Annotated in this window: 16 protein-coding genes; all 16 read left to right on the plus strand. The window is 43.1% G+C overall.

What is annotated here, in order from left to right:
- The first annotated feature begins 74 nt into the window (after positions 1 to 74).
- Complete coding sequence (gene der, locus QA442_RS10320) at positions 75 to 1,385, plus strand: ribosome biogenesis GTPase Der (protein ID WP_014664422.1); 1,311 nt, start codon at positions 75 to 77, stop codon at positions 1,383 to 1,385.
- Positions 1,386 to 1,402: 17 nt separating this feature from the next.
- On the plus strand, positions 1,403 to 2,440 hold the full coding sequence (locus QA442_RS10325; RefSeq protein WP_095431510.1) for an NAD(P)H-dependent glycerol-3-phosphate dehydrogenase: 1,038 nt from the start codon (positions 1,403 to 1,405) through the stop codon (positions 2,438 to 2,440).
- Between the two features lie 337 nt (positions 2,441 to 2,777).
- Entirely contained in the window at positions 2,778 to 2,981 is a 204-nt protein-coding gene (locus tag QA442_RS10330; RefSeq protein ID WP_095431511.1) for a DUF2768 domain-containing protein, read from the plus strand.
- Between the two features lie 21 nt (positions 2,982 to 3,002).
- Positions 3,003 to 3,737 (plus strand): hypothetical protein, encoded by a 735-nt coding sequence (locus QA442_RS10335; protein ID WP_095431512.1) that lies wholly within the window; start codon positions 3,003 to 3,005, stop codon positions 3,735 to 3,737.
- Positions 3,738 to 3,919: 182 nt separating this feature from the next.
- A complete protein-coding gene (gene spoIVA / locus QA442_RS10340; protein ID WP_014664418.1) occupies positions 3,920 to 5,398 on the plus strand; it encodes a stage IV sporulation protein A in 1,479 nt (492 codons plus the stop codon).
- 374 nt (positions 5,399 to 5,772) lie between these two features.
- On the plus strand, positions 5,773 to 6,051 hold the full coding sequence (hbs, locus tag QA442_RS10345) for a non-specific DNA-binding protein Hbs (RefSeq protein WP_003153447.1): 279 nt from the start codon (positions 5,773 to 5,775) through the stop codon (positions 6,049 to 6,051).
- 187 nt (positions 6,052 to 6,238) lie between these two features.
- Complete coding sequence (gene folE, locus QA442_RS10350; RefSeq protein ID WP_003225516.1) at positions 6,239 to 6,811, plus strand: GTP cyclohydrolase I FolE; 573 nt, start codon at positions 6,239 to 6,241, stop codon at positions 6,809 to 6,811.
- Positions 6,812 to 6,832: 21 nt separating this feature from the next.
- The gene (gene mtrB, locus QA442_RS10355; RefSeq protein WP_003230576.1) at positions 6,833 to 7,060 is read left to right on the plus strand and encodes a trp RNA-binding attenuation protein MtrB; all 228 of its coding nucleotides are present in this window, start codon (positions 6,833 to 6,835) and stop codon (positions 7,058 to 7,060) included.
- A gap of 163 nt (positions 7,061 to 7,223) precedes the next feature.
- The gene (hepS, locus tag QA442_RS10360; RefSeq protein ID WP_014664416.1) at positions 7,224 to 7,979 is read left to right on the plus strand and encodes a heptaprenyl diphosphate synthase component 1; all 756 of its coding nucleotides are present in this window, start codon (positions 7,224 to 7,226) and stop codon (positions 7,977 to 7,979) included.
- Between the two features lie 6 nt (positions 7,980 to 7,985).
- Positions 7,986 to 8,687, plus strand: coding sequence for a demethylmenaquinone methyltransferase (gene menG, locus QA442_RS10365; protein WP_014664415.1), 702 nt, complete (start codon positions 7,986 to 7,988; stop codon positions 8,685 to 8,687).
- 25 nt (positions 8,688 to 8,712) lie between these two features.
- On the plus strand, positions 8,713 to 9,675 hold the full coding sequence (gene hepT, locus QA442_RS10370) for a heptaprenyl diphosphate synthase component II (RefSeq protein ID WP_176465944.1): 963 nt from the start codon (positions 8,713 to 8,715) through the stop codon (positions 9,673 to 9,675).
- A gap of 115 nt (positions 9,676 to 9,790) precedes the next feature.
- Entirely contained in the window at positions 9,791 to 10,240 is a 450-nt protein-coding gene (gene ndk, locus QA442_RS10375; RefSeq protein ID WP_010886554.1) for a nucleoside-diphosphate kinase, read from the plus strand.
- Positions 10,241 to 10,476: 236 nt separating this feature from the next.
- The gene (gene cheR, locus QA442_RS10380; protein ID WP_095431514.1) at positions 10,477 to 11,247 is read left to right on the plus strand and encodes a protein-glutamate O-methyltransferase CheR; all 771 of its coding nucleotides are present in this window, start codon (positions 10,477 to 10,479) and stop codon (positions 11,245 to 11,247) included.
- A gap of 74 nt (positions 11,248 to 11,321) precedes the next feature.
- Positions 11,322 to 12,494 (plus strand): chorismate synthase, encoded by a 1,173-nt coding sequence (aroC, locus tag QA442_RS10385; protein WP_095431515.1) that lies wholly within the window; start codon positions 11,322 to 11,324, stop codon positions 12,492 to 12,494.
- Positions 12,494 to 13,582: a 3-dehydroquinate synthase gene (gene aroB / locus QA442_RS10390; protein ID WP_040082766.1), complete on the plus strand. Its 1,089-nt coding sequence runs from the start codon at positions 12,494 to 12,496 to the stop codon at positions 13,580 to 13,582. Before aroC ends, aroB begins: the two co-directional genes overlap by 1 nt.
- On the plus strand, positions 13,579 to 13,962 hold the full coding sequence (aroH, locus tag QA442_RS10395; protein ID WP_014664409.1) for a chorismate mutase: 384 nt from the start codon (positions 13,579 to 13,581) through the stop codon (positions 13,960 to 13,962). Before aroB ends, aroH begins: the two co-directional genes overlap by 4 nt.
- Positions 13,963 to 14,102: the final 140 nt, after the last annotated feature.

Here is a 14,102-nt window from a genome sequence, read left to right on the forward strand (position 1 = left end):
GAATAAAATGATTTTAATAACCGGTTGAAAATTTATGTAAAAATGAAAGCGGCTGGATCGAAAGGAAGGGTACTATGGGTAAACCTGTCGTAGCCATTGTCGGGAGACCAAATGTAGGAAAATCCACAATCTTTAACCGGATTGCGGGAGAAAGAATTTCAATAGTAGAAGATACCCCTGGCGTGACAAGGGATCGGATATACAGCTCGGCTGAATGGCTGAATTATGATTTTAATTTGATTGATACGGGCGGTATTGATATCGGTGATGAGCCGTTCTTAGCTCAAATTCGCCAGCAGGCTGAAATCGCCATGGATGAAGCGGACGTGATCGTTTTTATGGTGAACGGCCGTGAAGGCGTGACAGCTGCTGATGAAGAAGTAGCGAAAATTTTGTACCGCACAAAAAAGCCTGTTGTTTTAGCGGTTAATAAACTGGATAACACAGAAATGAGAGCGAATATTTATGATTTTTATTCGCTAGGCTTTGGCGAGCCATATCCAATTTCGGGAACACACGGACTCGGACTGGGTGATTTACTGGATGCCGTTGCAGAGCATTTTAAAAACATTCCAGAAACGAAATACAATGAGGAAGTTGTTCAATTCTGTCTGATCGGACGTCCGAATGTCGGAAAGTCCTCACTTGTGAACGCCATGCTCGGCGAAGAACGCGTTATTGTCAGCAACGTGGCTGGAACGACAAGAGATGCTGTTGATACGTCATTTACTTACAACCAGCAGGAGTTTGTCATTGTCGATACTGCAGGTATGCGAAAAAAAGGGAAAGTCTATGAAACGACTGAGAAGTATAGTGTACTGCGGGCGCTGAAAGCGATTGACCGCTCAGAAGTCGTGGCGGTTGTGCTTGATGGCGAAGAAGGCATTATTGAACAGGACAAGCGTATCGCCGGTTATGCACACGAAGCGGGCAAGGCCGTCGTAATCGTCGTAAACAAATGGGATGCTGTTGACAAAGATGAGAGCACGATGAAAGAATTTGAAGAAAATATTCGCGATCATTTTCAATTTCTGGATTATGCGCCAATCCTATTTATGTCTGCCTTAACGAAAAAACGGATTCATACGCTGATGCCTGCAATTATCAAAGCAAGTGAAAATCATTCACTTCGAGTTCAAACGAACGTCTTAAATGATGTCATCATGGATGCTGTGGCAATGAATCCGACACCGACTCATAACGGTTCGCGTTTGAAAATTTACTATGCGACCCAAGTGTCGGTGAAGCCGCCAAGCTTCGTTGTGTTTGTAAATGATCCGGAATTGATGCATTTTTCATACGAACGGTTTTTAGAAAACCGAATCAGAGACGCGTTCGGTTTTGAGGGGACACCAATCAAAATATTTGCAAGAGCTAGAAAATAAAAAGGTGTGAATCAAACATGAAAAAAGTCACAATGCTTGGAGCGGGGAGTTGGGGAACAGCACTGGCTTTAGTTCTAACTGATAATGGAAATGAAGTGTGTGTGTGGGCTCACCGTGCAGATTTAATTCATCAAATTAATGAGTTGCATGAAAACAAGGATTATTTGCCGAATGTTAAGCTGTCTACATCCATTAAAGGAACAACAGATATGAAAGAGGCTGTTTCAGACGCAGATGTCATTATCGTTGCGGTTCCGACAAAAGCGATTCGGGAAGTGCTGAGGCAGGCTGTCCCTTTTATAACGAAAAAGGCAGTCTTTGTCCATGTCAGCAAGGGGATAGAGCCGGATTCACTCCTGCGCATTTCTGAAATTATGGAAGTAGAGCTTCCGAGTGATGTCAGAAAAGATATCGTTGTCCTTTCTGGTCCGAGTCATGCGGAAGAAGTAGGGCTGCGGCACCCCACAACTGTTACTGCATCTTCAAAAAGCATGAAAGCAGCGGAAGAGGTGCAGGATTTATTTATTAATCATAATTTTCGGGTGTACACAAATCCTGATGTTATCGGAGTTGAAATCGGAGGGGCTTTAAAAAATATTATCGCCCTTGCTGCAGGAATTACAGACGGTTTAGGGTACGGCGACAACGCCAAAGCTGCCTTGATTACACGCGGACTTGCCGAAATCGCGAGACTTGGAACGAAAATGGGCGGGAATCCCTTGACGTTCTCTGGATTGACAGGAGTAGGCGATCTAATTGTGACATGCACAAGTGTTCATTCCAGAAACTGGCGTGCGGGCAATTTGCTCGGAAAAGGGTACAAGCTTGAAGACGTTCTTGAAGAGATGGGAATGGTAGTCGAAGGCGTCCGAACGACGAAAGCGGCTTACCAGCTTTCGAAGAAATATGATGTCAAAATGCCGATTACAGAGGCGCTCCATCAGGTTCTATTCAACGGACAAAAAGTGGAAACCGCTGTTGAATCTTTAATGGCGAGAGGGAAAACCCACGAGATGGAGGATTTAGTAAATACGTTTGAAAATCAAGTGAAGTAAAAGTGTCAATCGTATAATGAATCGCATATCTTAATTGAACGAAAGCCCGAAAAACAGAAGAATACCCAAGTCTTGGGATCTCCTGAAACATTTTGCCGATTTAGGCAATAGAGGATGCATCTGTATGCCAAGTCGCATACTATAGCATCGAAGTCCAAGAGAGTGTTTCTTAAACGTGCAGGTGAATATAGTCAAGTTGACTGAAGCGAAGGTCCCCCTCTTTGCTTCAGTTTTTTTGTTCTATCAAAGGATGGAAAATCTGGTTGATCTTTTCCGGTGCTGTATATTAAAATAAAATATAACGCTTACATCATACATATCGGGGAGGCGCACGTCATTGAATCTGGCATTGATGAAAATGTGGTTTGCTCTAGGGTCCATGGGTTTGATGTTTCTGGCTGTCGCTTCCATCTATTTCAGTCGCTTTAAGTGCCAAAACCGTTTTTTGAAGATTACGATTTCATCATTCGCTTACATGTGTATGCTCCTATCTGGAATTATTGTGTTTGTCGTGGTTTTTAGCGGCCCTGTCAATGAATAAAGCTGTAAAAGGAAGTGCTGTATGGGTAAACTGAAGTGCGCTATCATTTTTGCGGCAGTCGTGTTTTTATCCGGTTGTTTGTATCCAAATGAACGGAAAAGCAGTGTGCATGCCATTCCTTATCATGACCAGCTACAGCAGGTTCAGTCTGCTGTTGATGAATTTCAAAAGGCAAATGGAGGGCTGCTTCCAATTCAAACCAAAGATATGTCGACTCCGCTATATCAAAAATATCCGATAGACTTTAAACGGTTAGCGCCAAGATACATAGCTGAACCTCCGAGTACGGCATATGAAAGCGGGGGAGACTATCAATACGTGCTTGTTGACGTAGAGAACGATCCGACTGTTAAATTAATTGATCTGAAGATGGCTGAAAAAATTCGCGATGTGAAATTGCGTATCCAGATGTACCGTCAAGAGCATCAATATCCGCCTTACAAGGATGTGCTATCACATGATTTATTTACACTCGATGAGAAGAAGCTGGGGGATGGAAGCTCTCTTACAGTGACAAGCCCAATCTCAGGGAATTCCTTGCCGCTTATGATTGATGGAGACGGAGAAATATATGCCGATTACCGGACTGAGCTGGCTTCTTGCCTGAAAAAAAACAAAAAAACGTTTAAACCCGGGACTGAAATCCAGGATATAATTTGGCAAGAAACCCCCTTTGTCCCCGCGTTTTCTGTGAAATATACGGTAAATGACAAGCAGGAACCTGTTTTTTTAGAAAATGATATGAAAAAGGAATGAACCTTTCTCCCTTGCATACAAATAGGGAGAAAGGTTTTTTTATACTTTAATAGATTGAGGATGAGAAATTTTCTAAAGATGTCATATTCAAATAGGACAACGTCATACACATATAGTGTCCTGTGTTTGATTGAAAGAGCTTAATAAAATTGATAAGGATAGGAAGTCCGGGAGGGGATCACTTGGAAAAGGTCGATATTTTCAAGGATATCGCTGAACGAACAGGAGGCGATATATACTTAGGAGTCGTAGGTGCTGTCCGTACAGGAAAATCCACGTTTATTAAAAAATTTATGGAGCTTGTGGTGCTCCCGAATATCAGTAACGAAGCAGACCGGGCCCGAGCGCAGGATGAACTGCCGCAAAGCGCAGCCGGCAAAACAATTATGACTACAGAGCCTAAATTTGTTCCGAATCAGGCGATGTCTGTTCATGTGTCAGACGGACTCGATGTGAATATAAGATTAGTAGATTGTGTAGGTTACACAGTGCCCGGCGCTAAAGGGTATGAAGATGAAAACGGGCCGCGGATGATCAACACGCCTTGGTACGAAGAACCGATCCCATTTCATGAGGCTGCTGAAATCGGCACACGAAAAGTCATTCAAGAACACTCGACCATAGGAGTTGTCATTACGACAGACGGCACCATTGGAGATATTGCCAGAAGTGACTATATAGAGGCTGAAGAAAGAGTCATTGAAGAGCTGAAAGAGGTTGGCAAACCCTTTATTATGGTCATCAACTCAGTCAGGCCGTATCACCCGGAAACGGAGGCTATGCGCCAGGATTTAAGCGAAAAATATGATATCCCGGTATTGGCAATGAGTGTAGAGAGCATGCGGGAATCAGATGTGCTGAGTGTGCTCAGAGAGGCCCTCTACGAGTTTCCGGTGCTTGAAGTGAATGTCAATCTCCCAAGCTGGGTAATGGTGCTGAAAGAAAACCATTGGCTGCGTGAAAGCTATCAGGAGTCTGTGAAGGAAACGGTTAAGGATATTAAACGGCTCCGGGACGTAGACAGGGTTGTCGGCCAATTTAGCGAGTTTGAGTTCATTGAAAGTGCCGGCTTAGCCGGAATTGAGCTGGGTCAAGGGGTGGCAGAAATTGATTTGTACGCGCCTGATCATCTATATGATCAAATCCTAAAAGAAGTTGTGGGCGTTGAAATCAGAGGAAGAGACCATCTGCTTGAGCTCATGCAAGACTTCGCCCATGCGAAAACAGAATATGATCAAGTGTCTGAGGCCTTAAAAATGGTCAAACAGACGGGATACGGCATCGCAGCGCCTGCTTTAGCTGATATGAGTCTTGATGAGCCGGAAATTATAAGACAGGGCTCGCGATTCGGTGTGAGGCTGAAAGCTGTCGCTCCGTCGATCCATATGATCAAAGTTGACGTCGAAAGCGAATTCGCCCCGATTATTGGAACGGAAAAACAAAGTGAAGAGCTTGTACGTTATTTAATGCAGGACTTTGAGGATGATCCGCTTTCCATTTGGAATTCCGATATATTCGGAAGGTCACTGAGCTCAATTGTGAGAGAAGGGATTCAGGCGAAGCTGTCACTCATGCCTGAAAACGCACGGTATAAATTAAAAGAAACGTTAGAAAGAATCATAAACGAAGGCTCTGGCGGCTTAATCGCCATTATCCTGTAATACCGGTTGACCTCTTTATAGAATGGGAGGTCTTTTTTCTTTGCTCTTAATAATGGAAAAGGATCAAGGAATAGGATGAAAAAAGTAAAAAAAGGAATATTTGTTCGATAAATCACGTTAAATCCTTGACGAGCAAGGGATTGACGCTTTAAAATGCTTGATATGGCTTTTTATATGTGTTACTCTACATACAGAAATTCTTCACTTTGTTGGACAAACATTCCTCAGAGTGCAGTTTTTCTTAAAAAGCCGTTTAATTGTCTTTCTCTTGCCTGCTCTTATTTTTTTCTGAGACAGGTTTAGAATCAGACTGAACTGTGAAGAAATGATAATAAACGAACTGAATGTATTCCTTTTGGGAGGAGGTGAAAGGCATGAACAAAACAGAACTTATCAATGCGGTTGCAGAAGCAAGCGAATTGTCTAAAAAAGACGCTACAAAAGCAGTTGACTCTGTTTTTGATACGATCTTAGATGCACTTAAAAACGGTGATAAAATCCAACTGATCGGTTTTGGTAACTTCGAGGTGCGTGAACGTTCTGCACGTAAAGGACGCAACCCTCAAACAGGTGAAGAAATCGAAATTCCTGCAAGCAAAGTACCTGCTTTCAAACCAGGTAAAGCGCTTAAAGACGCAGTTGCCGGAAAATAATTGTGAATATAGATCGTGTATGCATCTAGCTTACATACACTTTATTTCTTCACAGAAAAGCCCCTTTCTAAGGGGCTTTTCATATTTCAAGAGCATGGGCTTCCTGATAGGGCATTCACTTTGCTTTTAGCGGGGCATGTGTGCTAGAATCGAAATTAAATGTATTCATTGGTGGAGGACATAGAACATGAAAGAAGTTAATAAAGAGCAAATCGAACAAGCTGTTCGTCAAATTTTAGAAGCGATCGGAGAAGACCCGAATAGAGAAGGGCTTCTTGATACTCCGAAAAGAGTCGCAAAGATGTATGCCGAAGTATTCTCCGGCTTGAATGAAGATCCAAAAGAACATTTCCAGACTATCTTCGGTGAAAACCATGAGGAGCTTGTTCTTGTAAAAGATATCGCGTTTCATTCTATGTGTGAGCATCACCTGGTTCCCTTTTATGGAAAAGCACATGTTGCATATATACCGCGAGGCGGAAAGGTCACAGGACTCAGCAAGCTGGCACGTGCCGTTGAAGCCGTTGCAAAGCGTCCGCAGCTTCAGGAACGCATCACTTCGACAATCGCGGAAAGCATCGTAGAAACGCTTGACCCGCATGGCGTAATGGTTGTGGTTGAAGCAGAACACATGTGCATGACGATGCGCGGTGTAAGAAAACCGGGTGCGAAAACTGTCACTTCAGCAGTCAGAGGCGTTTTTAAAGATGATGCCGCTGCCCGTGCAGAAGTACTGGAGCATATTAAACGTCAGGACTAATAAAGATAGAGGGTGCTATAAATGAATCAAAAGCATTCAAGTGATTTTGTCGTCATTAAAGCGGTTGAGGATGGAGTAAATGTGATCGGCCTGACAAGAGGAACAGACACAAAGTTTCACCATTCCGAAAAACTCGACAAGGGAGAAGTGATCATCGCTCAGTTTACAGAGCATACTTCTGCCATCAAAGTCAGAGGAGAGGCACTGATTCAAACCGCGTACGGAGAAATGAAAAGCGAAAAAAAATAAGCTGGCTGTCCCCGCTGTTAAAAGCAAATGCTCGCAAACAGCGGGAGGATACAGCCAATTTCTTTTTTTTATGCTATAATGATATCTGCGTAAGCGAATGAAAAGATAAGACTCTTACATAGATTAAGAAATAAATGTGAATTTGGGGACAAGGGTGATATTTTTGCAAGACATCTACGGAACTTTAGCCAATTTGAACACAAAATTAAAACAAAAGCTGTCTCATCCTTATTTAGCGAAGCATATTTCTGCGCCGAAAATTGATGAGGATAAGCTTCTTCTTTTTCATGCTTTATTTGAAGAAGCTGACATAAAAAACAACGACAGAGAAAATTATATTGTAACAGCGATGCTTGTACAAAGCGCCCTTGATACCCATGATGAAGTGACGACAGCTAGAGTCATAAAACGAGACGAAAACAAAAACCGCCAATTGACTGTTCTCGCGGGCGATTATTTCAGCGGGCTGTACTACTCTTTACTATCTGAAATGAAGGATATCTACATGATTCGGACGCTTGCTACAGCTATCAAAGAAATCAATGAACATAAAATTCGCCTATATGACCGTTCTTTCAAGGACGAAAACGATTTTTTCGAAAGTGTCGGCATCGTTGAATCAGCTTTATTCCATCGTGTGGCAGAACACTTCAACCTTCCGCGCTGGAAAAAGCTGTCGAGTGATTTTTTTGTATTTAAGCGGCTTATGAACGGGAATGATACATTTCTGGATGTGATCGGCAGTTTTATACAGCTTGGAAAAACAAAAGAAGAGATATTAGAAGATTGTTTTAAAAAAGCGAAAAACAGCGTTGAGTCACTTTTGCCTCTAAATTCTCCTATTCAGAACATTTTATTAAACCGTCTGAAGACAATCAGCCAAGATCAAACCTATCATCAGAAAGTGGAAGAAGGGTAAACCATTATGCAGGACTCAAAAGAACAGCGCGTACACGGAGTATTTGAAAAAATATATAAAAACTATGACCAAATGAACTCTGTCATCAGTTTTCAGCAGCATAAAAAATGGCGCGATAAAACGATGCGCATCATGGATGTAAAAGAAGGCGCCAAAGCACTCGATGTATGCTGCGGAACAGCTGACTGGACGATCGCTCTTGCGAAAGCGGCCGGCAAAAGCGGCGAGATCAAGGGCTTGGATTTCAGTGAAAATATGCTGAGTGTCGGCCAGCAGAAAGTAAAAGACGGCGGATTCAGCCAAATCGAACTGCTGCATGGAAATGCGATGGAGCTTCCTTTTGATGATGATACATTTGATTATGTCACCATTGGCTTCGGACTCCGCAATGTCCCTGATTACTTGACTGTATTGAAAGAGATGAGACGTGTAGTGAAGCCGGGCGGCCAGGTTGTATGTCTGGAAACGTCTCAACCGGAAATGTTCGGATTCAGACAGGCTTACTTTATGTACTTTAAGTACATTATGCCGTTTTTCGGAAAACTGTTTGCGAAGAGCTATAAAGAATATTCTTGGCTTCAAGAATCAGCCAGAGATTTCCCTGGAATGAAGGAACTGGCAGGCCTGTTTGAAGAGGCGGGCCTAAAAAATGTTAAATATCATTCGTTTACTGGCGGAGTCGCTGCCACGCATATCGGATGGAAATGAAAACACAGATGTTTGGGTGAATGATATGAAATTTAAAATGGCCTACTCTTTTTTAAATGACGATATTGATGTAATCGAAAGAGAACTTGAACAAACCGTACGTTCCGATTATCCGCTTTTAAGCGAGGCGGGGCTTCACCTGCTGCAGGCCGGAGGTAAACGTATTCGGCCTGTTTTCGTACTGCTTTCAGGCATGTTTGGCGATTACGATATTAATAAGATTAAATATGTGGCTGTCACTCTGGAAATGATTCACATGGCATCTCTGGTTCATGATGATGTCATTGATGATGCGGAGCTTCGCCGAGGGAAACCGACAATCAAAGCAAAGTGGGACAATCGTATTGCGATGTACACAGGCGATTATATGCTTGCGGGATCTCTTGAAATGATGACGAGAATTAACGAACCGAAAGCCCATAGGATTTTGTCGCAGACGATCGTTGAAGTTTGTCTAGGAGAGATCGAGCAGATCAAAGACAAATACAACATGGAACAAAACCTCAGAACATATCTCCGCCGTATTAAAAGAAAAACGGCTCTCTTGATCGCGGTCAGCTGCCAGCTCGGTGCCATTGCGTCTGGCGCTGATGAGAAGATTCATAAGGCGCTGTACTGGTTTGGATATTACGTCGGTATGTCTTACCAAATTATTGATGATATTCTTGATTTCACTTCAACTGAAGAAGAGCTGGGCAAACCCGTTGGAGGAGATTTGCTTCAAGGGAACGTCACACTGCCAGTGCTGTATGCCCTGGAAAATCCAGCATTAAAGAACCAGCTTAAATTGATTAACAGTGAGACAACGCAGGAACAGCTTGAACCAATCATTGAAGAAATCAAAAAAACGGATGCCATTGAAGCATCTATGGCAGTAAGCGAAATGTATTTGCAGAAAGCTTTCCAGAAATTAAATACGCTTCCCAGAGGTCGCGCGCGCTCGTCTCTTGCAGCCATCGCAAAATATATCGGTAAAAGAAAATTTTAATTTTTGTAGATATTAAGAAATTTCTCCGCCCCGGATTGATTAATTATCAGAAAGATGTTACGATTTCGGTGTGCAGTGTGAAAGCCTATACATACATAATGATGGGGTGGAGAATATGATGGAAAAGACTTTTATCATGGTGAAACCAGACGGTGTCCAACGTCAGCTCATTGGGGACATTTTATCTAGATTCGAACGTAAGGGCTTACAATTAGCTGGTGCCAAGTTAATGAGAGTGACTGAACAAATGGCTGAGAAACACTACGCCGAACATCAAGGGAAGCCTTTCTTCGGAGAGCTCGTTGAGTTTATTACTTCAGGACCTGTATTCGCAATGGTGTGGGAAGGCGAAAATGTCATTGAAGTGACGAGACAGCTGATCGGAAAGACAAATCCTAAAGAAGCTTTACCTGGTACGATTCGGGGAGATTATGGCATGTTTGTCGGGAAAAACATCATCCACGGCTCTGATTCTCTCGAAAGTGCAGAACGCGAGATTAACATTTTCTTTAAGAATGAAGAATTAGTGTCATATCAGCAGCTTATGGCAGGCTGGATCTATTAATCATTGTGAAAATATGTAACAGAGCCGGCATTATTGAACGCCGCCGGTTTTTGAACTGTTTTGTAAAGGTTTACATTAAAGTGAATAAAGGGTTCAATGGCAGTGTGCATCAGGCCTCTGCCTTTCCCAATGATCTAAAATCAGCTGAAAAGCTGATTTTTTTATTGAATTAATACAATTTCCTGATAAAACAAGCTATACTAGGACAAAAAGACAGCGAGACTGGGAGAGTAGAGATGGATACATACAGCGTTTTTACAACGAAATGGAAACAATTAACCGGAGTCGATTTGACACTATATAAAGAGTCACAAATGAAGAGAAGGCTAACATCACTTTATGAGAAAAAGGGGTTCCAAAGCTTTAAGGACTTTGCGGCGGCATTGGAAAAAGATCCCGCTCTCTTAAATGAAACATTGGACAGAATGACGATCAATGTTTCAGAATTTTATCGTAATTATAAAAGATGGGAAGTTCTTGAGACTGCAATTCTGCCGTTAATCAAGACCTCTAGACCTTTAAAGATTTGGAGTGCCGCCTGCTCAACGGGGGAGGAGCCATACACGCTTGCCATGCTTTTGGACCAGCAAAAAGGTCTTCCGGGCTATCAGATTTTGGCAACGGATATTGATGAAAAAGCATTGGAAAAAGCGAAAAAAGGCGTTTATCAGGAGCGGTCTTTACAGGAAGTGCCGTTATCAGTGAAGGATCGTTATTTTACTCAAAACACAAATGGAAGTTATGAAGTAAAACCGGGAATCAAAAAGAATATTACATTCAAAAAGCACAATCTGCTGGCGGATCGTTATGAACAAGACTTTGACTTAATCGTGTGCCGCAATGTATTTATTTACTTTACAGAAAGCGCGAAGGAAGAGCTTTATTTAAAAATGGCAAATAGCTTGAAAAAGAATGGAGTTCTTTTTGTCGGCAGCACCGAGCAAATCTTCAACCCTGAGAAATTCGGCCTGGCTCCAGCCGATACATTCTTTTATCAAAAAAGATAGACTGACTTTTTGCTGAAAAATATGTTATAGTAGTCTTACTTAAAAGCGTTAATGCGATGAAGGGAGTAGAAGTCATGAGATATTTAACAGCCGGTGAATCACACGGCCCCCAACTGACAACCATTATTGAAGGTGTGCCTGCCGGGCTTTACATAACGGAGGAAGATATCAATTTTGAGCTTGCCAGACGCCAAAAAGGCCACGGCCGCGGCCGTCGCATGCAGATCGAAAAAGACCAGGCCAAAATTATGAGTGGGGTGCGCCATGCGCGTACACTCGGCTCACCAATTGCTCTCGTTGTTGAAAATAACGATTGGAAGCATTGGACAAAAATCATGGGTGCCGCTCCGATTACAGAAGATGAAGAAAAGGAAATGAAGCGCCAAATTTCCAGACCGAGACCTGGGCACGCTGACTTAAATGGCGCGATTAAATACAATCATCGTGATATGAGAAATGTGCTTGAGCGCTCTTCAGCAAGGGAAACAACTGTCAGAGTGGCGGCAGGGGCTGTTGCGAAAAAGATTCTTTCTGAGCTCGGCATTAAGGTGGCGGGACACGTGTTGCAAATTGGCGCAGTTAAAGCTGATAAAACAGCATATACGTCAATTGAAGACCTGCAGCGTGTAACGGAGGAGTCTCCTGTCAGATGCTACGATGAAGAGGCAGGCAAAAAAATGATGGCTGCCATTGATGAAGCGAAGGCAAACGGAGATTCCATCGGCGGAATTGTGGAAGTCATTGTCGAGGGAATGCCAGTAGGTGTGGGCAGCTATGTCCATTATGACCGCAAACTGGACAGCAAGCTTGCTGCAGCTGTACTGTCAATTAACGCATTTAAAGGTGTTGAATTCGGGATCGGATTTGAGGCGGCAGGCCGAAATGGAAGTGAAGTCCATGACGAGATCATTTGGGACGAGGAAAAAGGCTACACCCGTGCCACCAACAGACTTGGAGGACTGGAAGGCGGCATGACAACAGGGATGCCGATTGTTGTCCGCGGAGTCATGAAGCCGATTCCGACTTTGTATAAACCGCTGAAAAGTGTCGATATTGAAACGAAAGAACCGTTTTCCGCCAGCATTGAACGTTCTGACAGCTGTGCTGTTCCTGCGGCAAGTGTAGTAGCTGAAGCGGCTGTCGCTTGGGAAATTGCGAACGCAGTCGTTGAACAATTCGGCTTAGATCAAATCGACCGCATTAGAGAAAATGTGGAGAATATGAGAAAACTGTCGAGGGAATTTTAATGAAGACACTGCATGTTCAAACTGCTTCTTCGTCGTATCCTGTTTTTATCGGACAAGGCATCAGAAAAAAGGCTTGCGATCTATTAACCTCCTTAAACAGGCCTTTAACAAGGATCATGCTTGTTACGGATGAAGAGGTGGACCGCCTGTATGGCGATGAAATGCTTCATTTGCTGCAAGAAAAGTGGCCTGTGAAAAAAGTGACGGTACCGAGTGGAGAGCAGGCGAAATCCATGGACATGTATACGAAATTGCAGAGTGAAGCGATTCGTTTTCATCTGGATCGCTCCTCTTGTATCATCGCATTCGGAGGCGGTGTTGTAGGGGATCTTGCCGGTTTTGTGGCTGCCACTTTTATGCGCGGCATTGATTTCATCCAAATGCCCACGACGCTCTTGGCGCATGACAGCGCAGTCGGAGGAAAAGTAGCCGTGAACCATCCGCTTGGAAAAAATCTAATCGGTGCGTTTTACCAGCCGAAAGCCGTGCTCTACGATACAGAGTTCCTGCGTTCTCTGCCTGAAAAAGAACTTCGGTCCGGAATGGCAGAAGTAATTAAACACGCATTTATCTACGACAGAGCGTTTCTGGAAGAGCTGCTGAATGTCCGCTCACTTCGTGATATCACTAATGATCAGCTGAATGACATGATTTTTAAAGGCATTTCAATTAAAGCGTCTGTCGTTCAGCAGGATGAAAAAGAAGAGGGGATAAGAGCTTACTTAAACTTTGGGCATACGCTCGGCCATGCCGTTGAGGCGGAATATGGCTACGGGCAAATCACTCACGGTGATGCAGTAGCCCTCGGAATGCAGTTTGCTTTATATATAAGCGAAAAGACTGCAGGCTGTGAAATGGACAGAAAACGTTTGGTCAGCTGGCTAAAACGTTTGGGTTATCCAACTCAAATCAGAAAAGAGACGGAAACTTCGGTTCTCTTGGACCGTATGATGAATGATAAGAAAACCCGAGGCGGGAAGATTCAGTTTATTGTGCTCAACGAATTAGGGAAAGTTGCTGATCACACATTTTCAAGAAATGAACTTGAGAGCTGGCTGAACAAATGGCGATTGGAGGAGACATCATGATGATTCGCGGAATTCGCGGAGCAACTACAGTTGAACGGGATACTGAAGAAGAAATTTTACAAAAAACAAAACAGCTGTTAGAGAAAATCATAGAAGAAAATCAAACAAAACCGGAAGATGTTGTTCAAATGCTTCTTTCGGCTACACCTGATTTGCACTCTGTTTTCCCGGCAAAAGCTGTTCGCGAGCTTTCAGGATGGCAGTATGTACCGGTAACATGTATGCAGGAAATGGACGTAACAGGCGGTCTAAAAAAGTGCATAAGAGTCATGATGACGGTCCAGACAGATGTCCCTCAGGATCAGATCAGACATGTATATTTAGAAAAAGCCGTCGTATTGAGGCCCGATTTATCATTGACAAAAAATACTGAATTGTAATACGATAAGAACAGCTTAGAAATACACAAGAGTGTGTATAAAGCGATTAGAATGAGTTGAGTTAGAGAATAGGGTAGCAGAGAATGAGTTTAGTTGAGCTGAGACATGCATGTTTATTCTACCCAAAAGAAGTCTTTCTT

This window comes from Bacillus stercoris (assembly GCF_029772985.1).
Lineage (GTDB): Bacteria > Bacillota > Bacilli > Bacillales > Bacillaceae > Bacillus > Bacillus stercoris.

Coding starts and splice junctions, on each gene's coding strand:
- der (WP_014664422.1), top strand. CDS start 75: ATGGGTAAACCTGTCGTAGCCATTGTCGGGAGACCAAATGTAGGAAAA.
- QA442_RS10325 (WP_095431510.1), top strand. CDS start 1,403: ATGAAAAAAGTCACAATGCTTGGAGCGGGGAGTTGGGGAACAGCACTG.
- QA442_RS10335 (WP_095431512.1), top strand. CDS start 3,003: ATGGGTAAACTGAAGTGCGCTATCATTTTTGCGGCAGTCGTGTTTTTA.
- hbs (WP_003153447.1), top strand. CDS start 5,773: ATGAACAAAACAGAACTTATCAATGCGGTTGCAGAAGCAAGCGAATTG.
- folE (WP_003225516.1), top strand. CDS start 6,239: ATGAAAGAAGTTAATAAAGAGCAAATCGAACAAGCTGTTCGTCAAATT.
- mtrB (WP_003230576.1), top strand. CDS start 6,833: ATGAATCAAAAGCATTCAAGTGATTTTGTCGTCATTAAAGCGGTTGAG.
- menG (WP_014664415.1), top strand. CDS start 7,986: ATGCAGGACTCAAAAGAACAGCGCGTACACGGAGTATTTGAAAAAATA.
- hepT (WP_176465944.1), top strand. CDS start 8,713: ATGAAATTTAAAATGGCCTACTCTTTTTTAAATGACGATATTGATGTA.
- ndk (WP_010886554.1), top strand. CDS start 9,791: ATGATGGAAAAGACTTTTATCATGGTGAAACCAGACGGTGTCCAACGT.
- cheR (WP_095431514.1), top strand. CDS start 10,477: ATGGATACATACAGCGTTTTTACAACGAAATGGAAACAATTAACCGGA.
- aroC (WP_095431515.1), top strand. CDS start 11,322: ATGAGATATTTAACAGCCGGTGAATCACACGGCCCCCAACTGACAACC.
- aroB (WP_040082766.1), top strand. CDS start 12,494: ATGAAGACACTGCATGTTCAAACTGCTTCTTCGTCGTATCCTGTTTTT.
- aroH (WP_014664409.1), top strand. CDS start 13,579: ATGATGATTCGCGGAATTCGCGGAGCAACTACAGTTGAACGGGATACT.